Raw genomic sequence first — 13,960 nt, 5'->3', positions numbered from 1 at the left:
CGGGCCGTCCGGCATCATCGCCGGGTGATGACGATGCAGCCGGTCCTGGAGATGGACGCCCCCGACGAGGACTTCGCACTCTGGCCCACGGGCTCCTTCGAGCCGTACGGATTCCTGGTGCTGGACGGGAAGTTGACGCCGGAGGACGTCGGCTCCGCGGTGTGGCGGATCGCCTGCGCCAACGAGGACACCCCCGAGGAGGGCGAGCCGACCGACCCGCTGGACGCCCTCCTGTACGGGCTGCTCACCGCCGAGGACCTGATCGCCCACGGCGGTTTCCGGGTGACCGACACCGCCACCGGCGCGGTCTTCGCCCCGGGCTGCTGCAACGGCCTGGAGGAGTGGCGCGACTGGCTGGAGGTGACCGACGGCTCCGGCGAGGCCGGGTTCGGCCACGACCCCGACGCCGGGGCCGAGCGTCTGGGCCGCGCGGTGCGGCTGACGGCGGACACCAGCGAGGCGAACAGCCCGGTGATCGAGCTGCCGGTGGAGGAGCTGCGCCGACTGCTCGCAGGTGCCGAGCGGGACCTGCACGACTTCGTCCGGCTGGCGGGCGGATGGGCCGAACGGCAGCTCCCCGGGCACGCCGCCGCCGTCACCGCCGCGCTGGCCCGGGCACTGGCCCTGGAGCCATCGCCGTGACCAGCTTCCTGACCCACCGCGCCCGCGTCCACGACACCGCCCTCCCGCTGCACCGGCGCCACCGGGCCTTGAGCACCTGCCTGACCCGCTTCGCCCCCTACGGCTTCCACGCCACCTACCACCACCTCACCCTCAGCGCCCGCATCCCCCGGCTGCTGCTGGCCGACCCGGAGTCCCTGGTGCGGGCGGTGGAGGAACTGCACGAGGCGCGGCAGCTGTGGCTGGCCCGGGCCGAGGCGTACGCGGCGCAGCGCAAGGTGGAGAAGCGGGCCGACAAGAAGGCACCGGCACCGGCGTGGTGGAACCGGCCTTGGTGGGACTCTCCGGATGGCGGCCGCAACGACCCCTTCCTGCACCCGCAGTTGAGCCTTCCCGACTACGTCCGGCGGCAGAACGCGCTGATGGACGGAGCCGAGCTGCCGGGCTGTCCGGCCTGCGGGGAGGAGGGCCCGACGGTGTCGCTCTCGACCGGCCACGACCGGGCCGAGTTGTGCCGTTCCTGCGCCCGGGTGCTGGTGCCCTGCCCATGCGACCGGCAGCACGCCTTCGAGCCGGCGCTGCCGATCGGCTGTGACCGCATCCGGCGCCGGGAGCACATGACCAACAGCGGCGAGCCCAACCCGCACTGGCCCGACCGCCTGGGGCCTGCCCGGATCGAGCGGCTGGAGTCGTACACCTGGCGCTGGGAGTCAGGCCTTGTTCGCCGGGACGGCGACCAGTAGGGCGCCGGTGTCCTGGACCCGTACCTCGAAGTGGTCGATGTCGCCCGGCTGGAAGGCCGCGCCGCCGGTGGTCTGCAACGTGCCCCGGTACTCGGGCTCGTCGTAGCCGCCCGCCGGGACGCTCCAGGTGGTGACCGTCTGCTGCTCGCCGGTGTGCGAGACGGCGACCAGGCGGCAGGTCAACGGGCCCTGGACGCCGCTGAGTTGCAGGCTGACCTGGCTGCCCCAGGTCTTCCCGTCCACGCCGACGGTGGCCTTGGCGCCGGTGCTCGGGTCGGTGGCGCTGAACTGCTCGGCGACGGCGACCACGGCGGGGCCGCTGTCGGCGGTGAGCACCGCGGCGGTGACGGCCGGGCCCGCCGCGACCATCGCGGTCGCGGCCAGGGCCAGCACCAGCCGCCGCACCCGGCCCCGCCGCCGGACGGTCGTGACCTCGGCGGTCAGCCGGTCCAGGAGCCGCGGGTTCGGGCGCGGGACGGGCTCGGCCGGGTCCAGCCCGGCGGCCCTGGCCGACTCGGCGTACTCGGCCAACACCGGCTGCAGGAAGCCGAGTCGGCCCACCTGCCCGGTGCACTGCGGGCAGTCGGCGAGGTGCCGTTCGAAGGCGGTGCGCTCGGCGGGCTCCAACAGGCCGAGGACGTACGCACCGGCGTCGACGTGCTCGTCGGCGTCGGGCACTTCGGCGTCGGGCACTTCGACGTCGGGCACTTCGACGTCGGGCACGTCGGCGTCGGGCACGTCGGCGTCGGGCACGTCGGGGAGGCCGGGGACGCGGTCTGGTCCACCGGGGTCGGCGCCGGGGCGCTTGGTCACGATGTCACTCCCCGTTCCTCCAGCGCGAGCCTGAGCGAGCGCAGTGCGTAGAACACCCGCGACCGTACGGTGCCGGCCGGGATGCCGAGTTCGGTGGCCGCCTCCCTGGCGGTGCGGCCCTTGAGGTAGGTCTCGACGATGATCTCGCGGTGCGCCGGTGACAGGTCGCCGAGCGCGTCCGCGACGGTCATCATCCGCAGCGCCCGGTCGATCTCGTCCTCGGCGGGCAGCTGTTCCAGCGCCGCCGCGTCCACCTCGCGCGGCCGGGCGCGGGCGCTGCGGTGGTCGTCGATGACGATCCGGCGGGCGACGGTGACCAGCCAGGGGCGCAGCGAACCGGCCTGCGGGTCGAGCCGGTGGATGTTGCGCCAGGCGCGGACCAGCGTCTCCTGGACGACCTCCTCGGCACGTTGGCGGTCCCCCGCGACCAGGTGGAGCACGAAGCCGAAGAGCGGACCGGCATGCTCGCGGTACAGGGCCCGCATCAGCTCCTCGTCCGCGGCCCCCGTACCGTGCGCGGCACTGCCGCCGGCGGGGTGGTCCTCGGTCACCACTTCTTCATCGTTGCGCACCCGGGCCTCCTGGTCGAGGGCGGCGGCCGGCATCGGTCAACGGCCATCGGTCGGTAACCCGGGGTGCTGGCCGCCGGGGTGGCTTCGGAGGCGCCGGGGTGGTGGGCGACTGGTCGCTGCCCGGCACCTGGCTGGTGCCGGCCATCGCCTTGCCGCCCGTCGGGTCAGCCCGAACCGGGTGCCGGACACGCCCTGGCCCCGCGGGGTGCGCTGCGCATGGGGAGCCTCCCGCATCGGCGAACGGACTGGACATCCTTCTGTACGGTCCGTGGCGGCCGCGTACTCAATCCGGAAGGGCCCCGGAACACCCCGGCGGGCATCACCGTTGTGTCCGGCAGGTGGTCCGTACCGCCACCTTCGGAAGGGAAGGATTCGCGAGATGAGCAACACGGTCGAGCTGACCAAGGAGAACTTCGACGAGATCGTCCCGGGCCCGGAGGGCAAGGACTTCGTCTTCATCGACTTCTGGGCCGGATGGTGCGGGCCGTGCCGCCAGTTCGCCCCGGTGTACGAGAAGGCCGCCGAGCGCCACCCGGACCTGGTCTTCACCAAGGTGGACACCGAGGCGCAGCAGGAGCTGGCCGCCACTTTCGGCATCCAGTCGATCCCGACGCTGGCGATCATCCGTGAGGGCGTGCTCGTCTTCTCGCAGCCCGGCGCGCTGCCCGAGGCGGTGTTCGAGGACCTGATCGGCCAGGCCCGCACGCTGGACATGGCCGAGGTGAAGCGCAAGGTGGCGGAGGAGCAGGCGGCCGGCGGCCAGGCCTGATCCGGACGGACCTGACGGGCCCGGGGAGCGGTGTCTCCCCGGGCCTTCGTCATGCCGGCCGCCCGCCCCCTTCCCACCCGCCGTCTTCTCCGCCCCTTTCCCGCCCGTCCCCTTCCCGCCCGTCCCTTTCCCGCCCGTCCTCCGTGCCCCAGGCGGCGAGCCGGGCCGCGAGCGCCCGGACCTCCGCCCGCAGTTCGGCGGGCTCGCGGACGGCGAACGGCCAGCCCAGGCCGGCCAGCATGACCGCGACGCCGTCCAGGTTCTGCGCCCGGGCCCGCAGCAGCACACGGTCCTCGGCGAGCTCGGTGAGCGTGCCCGCGGCGGGCGGCAGTCGGCGGCGGGCCTCGGCGAGGGTGGTCTCCAGCTCCACCTCCACCCGGTGCCGCCAGGGCACCCCGGCCAGCGACTCCACCACCCGCTGCACCGGGTCGACGTCCTCGGGCGGCTCGAAGCCGGCCTCGCCCTGCTCGACCCGCTCGATCCGGTCCAGCCGGAAGGTGCGCGGCTCGCCGCTGCGGTGGTCGAGCCCGGTGGTGTACCAGCGGCCGGAGTGGAAGACCAGGCCGTACGGGTCGAAATCGCGCTCGCTGGGCCGGTCCTCGCGGTCCCGGTAGGCGAGCCGCACCCGGCGCCGACGGCGGGCCGCCTCGGCCAGGGCGAACAGCGCGGCCGCGGCCGGGCTGGGGCCGGCCGCGGGCGCGGTGGTCAATCCGAGCGTCTGCTCGACGGCGGCGATCCGTTCGCGCAGCGGCGGGGGAAGCACCCGCTGGATCTTGGCGAGGGCGGTCTCGGCGGCCCGCTCCCCCACCGACAGGCCCGAACTGCGCCCGGCCAGCAGGCCGAGGACCACCGAGGCGGCCTCCTCGGGGTTGAGCATCAGCGGCGGGAGCCGGTAGCCGGGCAGCAGGCGGTAGCCGCCGTAGCGGCCGCGCTCGGCTCGGACCGGGATGCCGAGTTCGGCGAGGCGCGCGGTGTAGCGGCGGATGGTGCGTTCGTCGACGTCGAGCCGGGCGGCCAGTTCGGCGCCGGTCAGGCCGGGGCGGTCCTGGAGCAGTTCCAGCAGGGCGAGCACACGGCTGACCGGGTGTTCCACCGGGGTGCTCCTTCCTTGCCGCGGTATCCGGGCGGGATCTGTCCGGATTCGATCCTAGAGTCGGCGGTGACGGAGGCCCCACCGACGAAGGAGCGATCCACCATGAGCACGTTCGTACTGGTTCCCGGGTTCTGGCTCGGTGCCTGGGCCTGGGACGAGGTGGCCGGGCCGCTGCGCGCGGCCGGGCACGAGGTCCATCCGGTGACCCTGCCCGGGATGGCCGAACGGGCCGGTGAGCAGGGCGACTTCGGGCTGGAGGACTACATCGCCGACCTGGCCGAGCTGCTGGTGCGCGAGGACCTGTGGGACGTCGTGCTGGTCGCGCACAGCGGCGCCTGCGCCCCGGTGGGCGGGGTCGCGGACCGGATGCCGGAGCGGATCCGGCGGGTGGTCTACCTGGACAGCGGCCCGATGATCGACGGCGGTTCGCTGTACGACCTCTGGCAGCCCGCCTACCGCGAGGCCACCGACGCCACGGTGGTCGACGGCCGCCTACCGATGCCGCCCTGGGACGTCATCGCCGCCCACGGCGCCAGCATCGAGGGCCTGGACGAGGCTGCGCTGGCCCGGATCGGCGCGCGGGTCACCCCGCAGCCGGCCGGGACGTACCGGGACCGGCTGCGGCTGACCGGCGCCGGGGCCGCGCTCCCGCAGGTGCTGGTGTCCTGTTCCTTCCCGCTCGACCAGGTGCGGGCGATGATCGCGGCCGGCCACCCCTGGTTCGTCGGCCTTGACGGGCCGAACTGGGAGCTGCGCGAACTGCCCACCGGGCACTGGCCGATGTTCTCCCGCCCGGCCGACACCGCCGCGCTGCTGGCGGAGCTCGCGGCAATCTGACCCCGTCCGCGTGTTCGCCCGCGCGAAGCCGCGTCCAGGTCGCAGGATGGGCCCCACGCCGCGCCCGCGTACGGGTAGCGGGTAGGGAGCACGGGCAGCCGCGGCCCCCGCCCCGGGGGCCGGGTGGCCATCGAGACCACGGAGGACGGGACATGACCAGCAGCACCGCCGAGGAGTACGACGTCATCGTCGTGGGCGCGGGCCCGACCGGCGAGAACGTGGCCGACCGGACGGTCGCCGCCGGGCTGCGCACGGTGATCGTGGAGGCGGAACTCGTCGGCGGGGAGTGCTCGTACTGGGCCTGCATGCCGAGCAAGGCGCTGCTGCGTCCGGCCGCCGCGCTGGCCGACGCCCGCTCGGTGGGCGGCTCCCGGGAGGCGGTGGGCGGCGGACGGCTGGACGCGGCCGCGGTGCTGGCCCGGCGGGACTCCTTCACCTCGAACTGGAAGGACGACGGGCAGGTGCAGTGGCTGCGGGACACCGGCATCGAGCTGGTCCGCGGCCACGGCCGCCTGGCGGGGGTGCGGACCGTCACGGTGGAGGCCGAGGACGGCACCGAGCGGGTGCTCACCGCCCGGCACGCCGTCGCCGTGTGCACCGGCAGCCGACCGGTGCTGCCCGCCGGGGTGCCCGGGCTGGCGGAGGCGCACCCGTGGACCAACCGGGAGGCGACCGGCTCGCCCGCCGTCCCCGGGCGGCTGGCGGTGGTCGGCGGCGGGGTGGTCGGGACGGAGATGGCCACCGCCTGGCGGGCGCTCGGCGCCGAGGTCGTCCTGCTGGTGCGCGGGGACGCGCTGCTGCCGCGGATGGAGCCCTTCGCGGGCGAGCTGGTCGCCGAGGGGCTGCGGGAGGCGGGGGTGGACCTCCGGTTCGCCGCGGTGGTCACCGCGGTGGAGCGGGCCGGGGCCACCGGGCCCGTCGCGCTGACGCTCTCCGGCGACGAGCGGCTGACCGCCGACGAGGTGCTGTACGCGACCGGCCGGGCCCCGCGCACCGCCGACATCGGGCTGGAGCAGGTCGGACTGCGGCCGGGCGACTGGCTGGAGGTGGACGACAGCTGCACGGTGCTCGGAGTGGACGGCGAGTGGCTCTACGCCGCCGGGGACGTCAACCACCGGGCGCTGCTCACCCACCAGGGCAAGTACCAGGCCCGGATCACCGGCGCGGCGATCGCCGCCCGTGCCCAGGGGCGCGCACTGGACACCTCACGCTGGGGCGCGCACTCCGCGTCCGCCGACCTGGCGGGCGCGCCGCAGGTCGTGTTCACGCAACCGGAGGTCGCCGCCGTCGGCCTGACCCTGGCGGCGGCCGAACAGCTCGGGCTGCGGGTCAAGGCCGTCGACCACGAGATCGGCGCCGTCGCCGGGGCCTCGCTGTACGCCGACGGCTACCGCGGCCGGGCCCGGGTGGTCTACGACCTGGACCGGGAGGTGATCGTCGGCGCCTGCCTGGTCGGGCCCGCCGTCGCCGAACTGCTGCACTCGGCCACCGTCGCGGTGGTCGGCGAGGTGCCGATCGACCGGCTCTGGCACGCCGTCCCCGCGTACCCGACGATCAGTGAGGTGTGGCTGCGGCTGCTGGAGGGCTGCCGGGGGTAGCCGCCACCTTCCGGGTGAGCGGCGCGGCGAGATGTGGCCTTCGGTGGACGGCGGGACACTGGCAGTCAGGGAGGGCGTTCCGGGGGGCCGTGCTCGTGACCAGGTGGTGTGAGGCATGACCGAGGTGCTGTTGGCCGTCGGAACCGAGAAGGGCCTCTTTCTCGGCCGCAGCCGCGACCGGCTGGACTGGAAGTTCAGCGGGCCGCACTTCCGGATGAACGCGATCTACTCCGTCTCGATCGACCGCCGCGACGGCCGCACCAGACTGCTCGTCGGTGCCGACAGCAGCCACTGGGGCCCCTCGGTCTGGCGCTCCGACGACCTCGGCGCCGACTGGTACGAGCCGCCGCGGCCGGCGATCCGCTTCCCCGAGTCCACCGGCGCCTCGCTCACCCGGGTCTGGCAGCTCCAGCCCGCCGGGCCGGAGGCCCCCGGGGTCGTGTACGCCGGCACCGAGCCCGCCGCGCTGTTCCGCTCCACCGACGGCGGCGAGACCTTCGCCCTGGTCGAGTCGCTCTGGAACCACCCCCAGCGCAGCGAGTGGGGCGCCGGCTACGGCGGCCAGGGCCTGCACACCATCCTGACCGACCCGCGCGACCCGCAGCGGCTGCTGGTCGCCGTCTCCAGCGGCGGCGTCTACCGCAGCAAGGACGGCGGCGACAGCTGGGAGCCCTCCAACGCCGGCCTGCGCGCCGAGTTCTTCCCGCCGGACAGCCAGTACCCGGAGTTCGGCCAGTGCGTCCACAAGATCGCCCCGGACCCGGTCCACCCGGACCGGCTCTACCTGCAGAACCACGGCGGCGTCTACCGCAGCGACGACTGGGGCGGCAGCTGGCGCTCCATCGTGGACGGGCTGCCCGCCGAGTTCGGCTTCGCCATCGCCACCCATCCGCGCCGGGGCGACACCGCCTACCTCTTCCCGCTCGGCGGCTCGGACGACCGGATCCCGCCCGGCCGCCGCTGCCGGGTCTTCCGCACCACCGACGGCGGCACCAGCTGGCAGCAGCTCGGCGAGGGGCTGCCCGGCGAGGACCACTACGGCATCGTGCTGCGCGACGCCCTGCGCACCGACGACGCCGAACCGGCCGGGATCTACTTCGGCAACCGGACCGGCGACGTGTACGGCAGCCGGGACGAGGGCGAGAGCTGGTCGCTGCTGATCTCCCACCTGCCGGACGTGCTCTGCGTCCGCGCGGCGGTGGTGGGTTGAGCGTCGCCCGGCGGTGAACCCCGCTGGTCGAAAACCCGTTGCCCGGACGCTCCCGTCCTGGTGAGCATGGGCCGCCGACGAACGATCTCGTGAAGTGGGGTGGGCCATGCCCGAAACGGACTGGGTGACCAGGCGGAACGGCGACGGCGTACCGGTGGTGCGCTACCAGTTGGGAGAGCGGGAGGGGCGGCCCTGGGCCGACCTGCTGGAGGTCCTGGACGGCTCGGTGGACGCGGCGGAGTTCGTCCGCGCCGAGCTGCCCGGGTGGGTGGTCTCCGGCTCTCCCGAGCTCGGACAGCGCCTGCTGGAGCGGGGCGCGCGGCCGCTTCGGCACGCCCACACCTTCCGGCGCGACCTGCGCGCCGACCCCCCGCCCACCGACTGGGCCGGGGCGCCGCTGCGCGAGGGCCTGGGGGCGGTGCCCTGCGACCGAGCGCCCGAGGAGCTGCTGGGGTCCTGGCGGGCCGCCTTCCACCCCGACCACGTGGACCACTTCCGCGGTGACGACACCCAGGCGCTCGCCGAGCGGATCGGCCCGCTGCTCGCCGGGAAGGCCATCGGCCCGGTGCTGCCCTCCAGCCTGCTCGCCGTGGACGCCGAGGACCGGGTGGTCGCCGGGGCCGTGCTCACCGACCGCGACGGCCTGCCGTGGGTCGCCGAGGTCTTCCGCCACCCGCGGCGCGGCTACCGCGGCCTCGGCGCCGACCTGCTGCGCCGGGCGATCGCCGACGCCGCCGAACGCGGGCTGGCCGACGTGCACCTGGTGGTGTCCGAGGGCAACCCGGCCCGCCGGGTCTACGAGTCGCTGGGCTTCCTGCTGCAGGAGACCTCGCTGACCGTGATCGTGCCGGACGCCGGCTAGCGCCCGAGGCTCTGGGCTCCAACGGCCCGTCCCGCCGGCGTCGGTACGTCGCCTCCCTCCCCCGCAACCGGGGCGGGCCGGTCGGGGCCCGCCCTGAGCTCGGGAAAGCCGCTGGTCGGAGGTGCTGTGTAGGCTCAATACCCATGGTGAGGGTGACACGGGACGATGTGGCGCGGGTGGCGGGGACGTCCACGGCGGTCGTGAGTTATGTGATCAACGACGGACCCCGGCCGGTGGCGCCGGCCACCCGGGCCCGGGTGCTCGCCGCGGTCGAGGAGCTCGGCTACCGCCCCAACCGGGTCGCCCAGGCGATGGCGCGGCGGCGGACCGATCTGCTCGGCATGGTCGTGCCGGACGCCCGGCAGCCCTTCTTCGCCGGGCTCGCCCACGCCGTCGAGCAGGCCGCCACCGAGCACGGCCGGCTGCTGCTGATCGGCAACTCCGACTACGCCGACGAGCGTGAGGCGCACTACATCCGCGCCTTCCTCGGCATGCAGGTGGACGGACTGATCCTGGTCACCCAGGACCCGGCCACCCCCGGGCTGACCGGCTTCGACTCGGCCGACGGTACCCCGGTCGTCCTGCTGCACCACCGCGCGGAGAGCGCTGACGGCGTGGCCGTGGTGGCGGACGACGAGGGCGGCGCCCGCGAGGTGGTCCGCCACCTGCTCGACCACGGCCACGCCGAGGTGCACTGCTTCGGCGGCACCCTGGCGCTCAGCCCGCTCGACCCGGTCACCGGGCGGACGGCCGGCTGGGCCGCGGCGCTGGCCGACGCCGGGCTGTCCCCCGAGGGGCGGCTCACCCAGGCGCCCTTCGACCGGGTCCGGGCGCACGCCGAGGCGCTCACCCTGCTGAGCCGGCCCGACCGGCCGTCCGCCGTGTTCTGCGCGACGGACGACCAGGCGATCGGCCTGCTGCGGGCCGCCGACGACCTCGGCATCCGGGTGCCGGAGGACCTCGCGGTGGCCGGCTTCGACGACATCGCCGAGGCGGTGATCGCCGGACCGGCGCTGACCACCGTCACCACCGCGCAGGACGCGATGGCCCGGGCCGCGGTGGAACTCGTCCTCGGCGGGCCGGAGCGCCGCGCCGCCGGGGCCCGGACCTTCCCGGCCGAGCTGGTGGTGCGGCGCTCCTGCGGCTGCCCGGCCCCCGACCGGGCAGCCGACCTGACGTAACGTCTAAGACCGTGGACCGACAGGTCAGTTCAGCTGGAACGTGGCCTCGACCGGGTAGTGGTCGCTTGGCGCGTTGGTGTCCGGCTGGCCCGGCGTCCAGCCGGCCTGCGGGTCGAAGTCGACCTTGACGTCGGACATCCCGGTCGGCACCGGGCGGCCCGGGGCGTTGAGGTAGCCGATGTAGTCGAGGTCGTCCCGGTAGTCCTTCGGGAAGGTCTCGACGCCCGCCATGTACTGGCACCAGGAGGAGACCGGGCAGTCCATGGTGGTGCGGTCCTGGCTCGGGTCGGTGGCCGGGGTGCCGAGCACGCCGTTCACCGCGTTCTGGGCGTTGGTGTAGTCGCCGCGGCTCTGGCCGTGGAAGTACTCGACGTTGAGGTCGCCGCCGATCAGCACCGGCGCGCTGCTGCCGACGATCCCGTCGACCCAGGCGCGGATCTCGGCGAGCTGGCCGAGCCGGGTGGACTGGGTGGTGTCGGTGGAGACGTCCGACTCGTCGGCCTGCAGGTGGGTGCCGACCACCCAGGAAGTGTTGCCGCCCTTGTTCACCTGCACCAGCGCCGCGCCCTTGTTGGCGTGGTAGTCCCAGGTGCCGTAGGTGGAGTTGCTGAAGACGTGGGCGTACTGGGCGGTGATCGGGTACTTGGAGAGGATCATCGTGCCGCCGTTGATGACGAACCACGAGTTGGAGCAGTTGCCGCTGATGCCGGTCCAGCCGCCGCCGGAGCAGGTCGCGCCGACCACCGGGGTGCGGTACGGGTAGAGGTCGGCGAGCTTGCTGTTGATGTCGGCGGTCGAGCTGTTGTTGAACTGCTCGTCCAGGATGACCACATCGGCGTTGTGCTGACGGACGATCTGCTCGATCACCGGGGTGCGGCGGGCGGCCTGCTCGTTCTGGGTGCTGTCGACGACGGCGGTGCCGAGGTCGACGTTGAAGGCGAAGACGGACAGCGTGGTCGGGCTCGCCGAGGTGGTGGCGGAGGCCGTCGGGGCGGTGCCGCCGAGCAGCAGTGCGGCGGCGGCCGCCGAGGTGAGGGCGGTGGCCGTGCGACGCGAGAGCATGGGCGTTCTCCTGGGGGAGGGATCCGTCAATCCGGTGGGGCCCGGCGCCGGGGTGACCGGCCGCCGGGGATTGGCGGGGGGAACGCTAGCTACCGCTCGGCACTTCGGGAAGAACGCCAGGCGATCAGTTCCGGCAGATCACGTGGCCATGGGATGTCTGTACAGCTCTGGGCGGGTGGACGACAAGATGTCTGTACACCCTCGCACCCGGCGATCGGGGCCGGTGAACCGCCGTCAGCCGTCCAGCAGTTCGTCTGCGAGCAGATCCATCAGCAGGTTGTCGTGCCAACTGCCGTCCGGGCCGCGCTCGTACTGGCGCATGGTGCCCACCGGGCGGAAGCCGACCTTGGCGTAGCAGCGGATCGCGGCGGCGTTGTCCGCGGCCGGGTCGATCGCCAGCCGGTGGTAGTGGTGGTCGTGCACCAGGTGCCGGGCCATCACGCGGACGGCGTCGGTGCCCAGGCCCAGGCCGTGCACCGACGGGTCCAGGTAGAGGTCCATCCCGGCGTGCCGGTACTCGTCGTCGTTGTTGGCGTACCACTGGATGGCGCCGACCACCTTGCCGCCCAGGTCGATCGCGAAGGTCTCGGTGTCGGGCGATTCCAAGTCCCCCGCGACCTCGTCGGCCAGGTCGTCTCCACCGCGCCAGCGGGCGAACACCTCGGGCGTGCTGCGGATCGCCACCAGCGCCGGGATGTCGTCCTCGGTGGCCGGGCGGAGCGTGACCAGGGTGCCGTGCAGAATCGTCCCCATATGGGGCATGTTGGCACGGAATCCGTTCCGCGGCGAGCGGTTTGACCGCGTGGCCGGGCCTTCGACCGCGTTGCCCGCACCCCGCGCGACCAGGGATGATGCTCCGCCGTGACACACCTCATCATCATCGTCCTGGTCGTTGTGATCTCCGCCGCCGTGACCAGGGCCAGGAAGTCCAGGGCCACTACCTGGGCGCGGACCGACTTCGACGCCGCGGCCTACGGACTCGTCCCGCGCGAGCGGCTCGACCCGCACCGGGGCGGCCCGCCGCCGGCCCCGCACCGCCGCAAGGAGTCGCAGGCGATAGCCGACGCGGCCTGGGCCGGGAACTGGCGGCCCGCCGCCGAGTACGTCGAGGCCGCCGGGCAGGACTGGGACGAGCGGTGGTCCCGGCTGGAGCTGCTGGACTCGATCGCCGGCCAGGATGACGCCTGGCTCAAGGCCTGGCGCGCGGCCGACCCGGGCCACTGCGACGCGGCGGCCCTGGAGGCCAGCCGGATGGTGCACGCGGCGTGGGAGATCCGGGGCGACAAGTACGCCCACGAGGTGCCCGAGGAAGACATGAACGCCTTCCGGGCGATGCTGCCCGCCGCCATCGAGGCGGCCAAACGGGCCTCGCTGCTCGACCCGGCCAACCCGGCGCCCTGGGTGGTCATGGTGACCGCGGCGCGCGGCGCCCGGTACCAGCCCGAGCAGTTCGAGGAGCTGTGGCGCGGCCTGATCGAGCGGGCGCCGTTCCACTACGCCGGCCACCTCCAGGCGCTGCAGTACTGGTGCGCCAAGTGGTTCGGCTCGGACCGGAAGATGACGGCCTTCGCCGAGAAGGCGATGGACGCGGCCCCGGCCGGCAGCCCGCTGGCCGGCGTCTACCTGTTCGCGCTGTACGAGCTGGAGCTGCGCGAGACCCTCGGCGGGCTGACCAGTGACGCGACCCAGCGCCGGCTGAAGCGGGTGGCGGCCTCACTGGCGCAGGTCCGGCCGGATGACCAGCGGCTGACCATGCTGCGGCACCTGCTCGCCGCCTACGCGGGCCGGGCGGAGCTGTACGACGTCGCGCTGGAGCAGTTCCGGGCGATCGGCCCGTACTGCGGCTGCAAGCCGTGGACCAACGCCGACGACCCGGTGGCCGCCTTCGAGCTGGCCCGCGGGGCGGCCGTGCGGCTCTCCGGGGCGCAGCCGCTGCCGCCGGAGCTGCGGCCCAAGGCGGGTCGTCCGTAAGGGCGTTGGGGGCCGACCGCGGGGCGGGCCCGGGGCGGGTCGCCCGTAACGGCGTTGGGGGCTACCCGGCCGACCGGGCCTGGGCCGGGTCTCCGAGCGGGCCGAGCCAGACGGCGGTCACGGCACTGACGTAGCGGGCGCCGCAGTGGTCGTCGGGGACGACCAGCTGCGGGCCGGTGGTGTCCAGCGGGGCGCCGTCCATGCTGGTGGCGAGCAGGATCCGGCGGCCGCCGAAGTCCGGGTCGATCTCGGCCCAGGAGACCACGGCCCGGTGGCCGTCGGCACCGACCACGTTGAGCAGGAAGCGCAGCCGCTGCTTGCGGCCGGAGAAGTCGATCCGGGGCCGGGCGGCGAGCAGGACGTCCAGCAGGGCCGGGCCCTCGTAGCCGTGGCGCTGCTCGCCCTCGGTCCGGCAGTCGAAGCTGACCTCGACCCGGTGCGCGGGGAGGGTACGCAGTTGCTCGACGGTCAGCTCGGCGGGCTCGTCGAGATGGCCGTGCAGCCGGACGGTGGGTCTCGCCGGGGTCATGGTGCTCCCTCCTCCCGGGCCGCGCCGCTGCGGCCCGGGAGATGAGTACCCGAGGGGGAGCCCGGGCATTCGCAGTTGCGACGCCGAATGCCTTCTTTC

At 74.2% G+C, this 13,960-nt stretch carries 15 protein-coding genes; 9 read left to right on the top strand and 6 right to left on the bottom strand.

Going from position 1 to position 13,960, the window contains the following annotated elements; translation table 11 throughout:
* Positions 1-27 precede the first annotated feature (27 nt).
* Both ACZ3UD_RS02270 and ACZ3UD_RS02265 read left to right on the top strand, forming a co-directional pair.
* Entirely contained in the window at positions 28-642 is a 615-nt protein-coding gene (locus ACZ3UD_RS02270) for a hypothetical protein (protein ID WP_465581324.1), read from the top strand.
* Positions 639-1,364, top strand: coding sequence for a hypothetical protein (locus tag ACZ3UD_RS02265; RefSeq protein WP_465581322.1), 726 nt, complete (start codon positions 639-641; stop codon positions 1,362-1,364). The genes ACZ3UD_RS02270 and ACZ3UD_RS02265 overlap by 4 nt, the downstream gene beginning before the upstream one ends.
* On the opposite strand, the gene ACZ3UD_RS02260 is transcribed toward ACZ3UD_RS02265, so the two are convergent.
* Both ACZ3UD_RS02260 and ACZ3UD_RS02255 read right to left on the bottom strand, forming a co-directional pair.
* Positions 1,332-2,177, bottom strand: coding sequence for a zf-HC2 domain-containing protein (locus ACZ3UD_RS02260; protein ID WP_465581320.1), 846 nt, complete (start codon positions 2,175-2,177; stop codon positions 1,332-1,334). The genes ACZ3UD_RS02265 and ACZ3UD_RS02260 overlap by 33 nt on opposite strands.
* Positions 2,174-2,782, bottom strand: a complete 609-nt coding sequence (locus tag ACZ3UD_RS02255; protein WP_465581318.1) for a sigma-70 family RNA polymerase sigma factor — start codon at positions 2,780-2,782, stop codon at positions 2,174-2,176. Before ACZ3UD_RS02255 ends, ACZ3UD_RS02260 begins: the two co-directional genes overlap by 4 nt.
* 145 nt (positions 2,783-2,927) lie before the next feature.
* Between ACZ3UD_RS02255 and ACZ3UD_RS02250 the strand changes: the two genes are divergently transcribed.
* A complete protein-coding gene (locus ACZ3UD_RS02250; protein WP_465581316.1) occupies positions 2,928-3,518 on the top strand; it encodes a thioredoxin family protein in 591 nt (196 codons plus the stop codon).
* A gap of 49 nt (positions 3,519-3,567) precedes the next feature.
* Here ACZ3UD_RS02250 and ACZ3UD_RS02245 read toward each other — a convergent pair whose 3' ends face one another.
* Positions 3,568-4,611, bottom strand: coding sequence for a helix-turn-helix transcriptional regulator (locus ACZ3UD_RS02245; RefSeq protein ID WP_465581315.1), 1,044 nt, complete (start codon positions 4,609-4,611; stop codon positions 3,568-3,570).
* A 102-nt stretch (positions 4,612-4,713) separates the two neighbouring features.
* Between ACZ3UD_RS02245 and ACZ3UD_RS02240 the strand changes: the two genes are divergently transcribed.
* From ACZ3UD_RS02240 to ACZ3UD_RS02220, 5 genes are all read left to right on the top strand, one after another.
* The gene (locus tag ACZ3UD_RS02240) at positions 4,714-5,448 is read left to right on the top strand and encodes an alpha/beta fold hydrolase (RefSeq protein WP_465581314.1); all 735 of its coding nucleotides are present in this window, start codon (positions 4,714-4,716) and stop codon (positions 5,446-5,448) included.
* A 152-nt stretch (positions 5,449-5,600) separates the two neighbouring features.
* Positions 5,601-7,046, top strand: coding sequence for a dihydrolipoyl dehydrogenase family protein (locus ACZ3UD_RS02235; protein WP_465581312.1), 1,446 nt, complete (start codon positions 5,601-5,603; stop codon positions 7,044-7,046).
* 115 nt (positions 7,047-7,161) lie between these two features.
* On the top strand, positions 7,162-8,256 hold the full coding sequence (locus tag ACZ3UD_RS02230; RefSeq protein ID WP_465581309.1) for a WD40/YVTN/BNR-like repeat-containing protein: 1,095 nt from the start codon (positions 7,162-7,164) through the stop codon (positions 8,254-8,256).
* A 106-nt stretch (positions 8,257-8,362) separates the two neighbouring features.
* The gene (locus tag ACZ3UD_RS02225) at positions 8,363-9,118 is read left to right on the top strand and encodes a GNAT family N-acetyltransferase (protein ID WP_465581307.1); all 756 of its coding nucleotides are present in this window, start codon (positions 8,363-8,365) and stop codon (positions 9,116-9,118) included.
* Between the two features lie 143 nt (positions 9,119-9,261).
* Positions 9,262-10,299: a LacI family DNA-binding transcriptional regulator gene (locus ACZ3UD_RS02220; RefSeq protein ID WP_465581305.1), complete on the top strand. Its 1,038-nt coding sequence runs from the start codon at positions 9,262-9,264 to the stop codon at positions 10,297-10,299.
* Between the two features lie 24 nt (positions 10,300-10,323).
* Here ACZ3UD_RS02220 and ACZ3UD_RS02215 read toward each other — a convergent pair whose 3' ends face one another.
* On the bottom strand, positions 10,324-11,361 hold the full coding sequence (locus ACZ3UD_RS02215; protein ID WP_465581303.1) for a sphingomyelin phosphodiesterase: 1,038 nt from the start codon (positions 11,359-11,361) through the stop codon (positions 10,324-10,326).
* Positions 11,362-11,595: 234 nt separating this feature from the next.
* Complete coding sequence (locus ACZ3UD_RS02210; RefSeq protein WP_465581300.1) at positions 11,596-12,114, bottom strand: GNAT family N-acetyltransferase; 519 nt, start codon at positions 12,112-12,114, stop codon at positions 11,596-11,598.
* A gap of 108 nt (positions 12,115-12,222) precedes the next feature.
* Between ACZ3UD_RS02210 and ACZ3UD_RS02205 the strand changes: the two genes are divergently transcribed.
* Complete coding sequence (locus ACZ3UD_RS02205) at positions 12,223-13,332, top strand: hypothetical protein (RefSeq protein ID WP_465581298.1); 1,110 nt, start codon at positions 12,223-12,225, stop codon at positions 13,330-13,332.
* A 61-nt stretch (positions 13,333-13,393) separates the two neighbouring features.
* On the opposite strand, the gene ACZ3UD_RS02200 is transcribed toward ACZ3UD_RS02205, so the two are convergent.
* The gene (locus tag ACZ3UD_RS02200; protein ID WP_465581296.1) at positions 13,394-13,861 is read right to left on the bottom strand and encodes a molybdopterin-dependent oxidoreductase; all 468 of its coding nucleotides are present in this window, start codon (positions 13,859-13,861) and stop codon (positions 13,394-13,396) included.
* Positions 13,862-13,960 lie beyond the last annotated feature (99 nt).

It is taken from the genome of Kitasatospora sp. NPDC023118 (assembly GCF_055560875.1).
Note: the sequence above shows the minus strand (reverse complement) of the source record. Positions and strands in the feature narration are given on the sequence as shown.

What these genes read in the sequence shown, in the direction of transcription:
- ACZ3UD_RS02270 (WP_465581324.1), top strand. Translation starts at nt 28, where the DNA reads ATGACGATGCAGCCGGTCCTGGAGATGGACGCCCCCGACGAGGACTTC.
- ACZ3UD_RS02255 (WP_465581318.1), bottom strand. Translation starts at nt 2,782, where the DNA reads ATGCCGGCCGCCGCCCTCGACCAGGAGGCCCGGGTGCGCAACGATGAA.
- ACZ3UD_RS02240 (WP_465581314.1), top strand. Translation starts at nt 4,714, where the DNA reads ATGAGCACGTTCGTACTGGTTCCCGGGTTCTGGCTCGGTGCCTGGGCC.
- ACZ3UD_RS02235 (WP_465581312.1), top strand. Translation starts at nt 5,601, where the DNA reads ATGACCAGCAGCACCGCCGAGGAGTACGACGTCATCGTCGTGGGCGCG.
- ACZ3UD_RS02230 (WP_465581309.1), top strand. Translation starts at nt 7,162, where the DNA reads ATGACCGAGGTGCTGTTGGCCGTCGGAACCGAGAAGGGCCTCTTTCTC.
- ACZ3UD_RS02225 (WP_465581307.1), top strand. Translation starts at nt 8,363, where the DNA reads ATGCCCGAAACGGACTGGGTGACCAGGCGGAACGGCGACGGCGTACCG.
- ACZ3UD_RS02220 (WP_465581305.1), top strand. Translation starts at nt 9,262, where the DNA reads ATGGTGAGGGTGACACGGGACGATGTGGCGCGGGTGGCGGGGACGTCC.
- ACZ3UD_RS02215 (WP_465581303.1), bottom strand. Translation starts at nt 11,361, where the DNA reads ATGCTCTCGCGTCGCACGGCCACCGCCCTCACCTCGGCGGCCGCCGCC.
- ACZ3UD_RS02210 (WP_465581300.1), bottom strand. Translation starts at nt 12,114, where the DNA reads ATGGGGACGATTCTGCACGGCACCCTGGTCACGCTCCGCCCGGCCACC.
- ACZ3UD_RS02200 (WP_465581296.1), bottom strand. Translation starts at nt 13,861, where the DNA reads ATGACCCCGGCGAGACCCACCGTCCGGCTGCACGGCCATCTCGACGAG.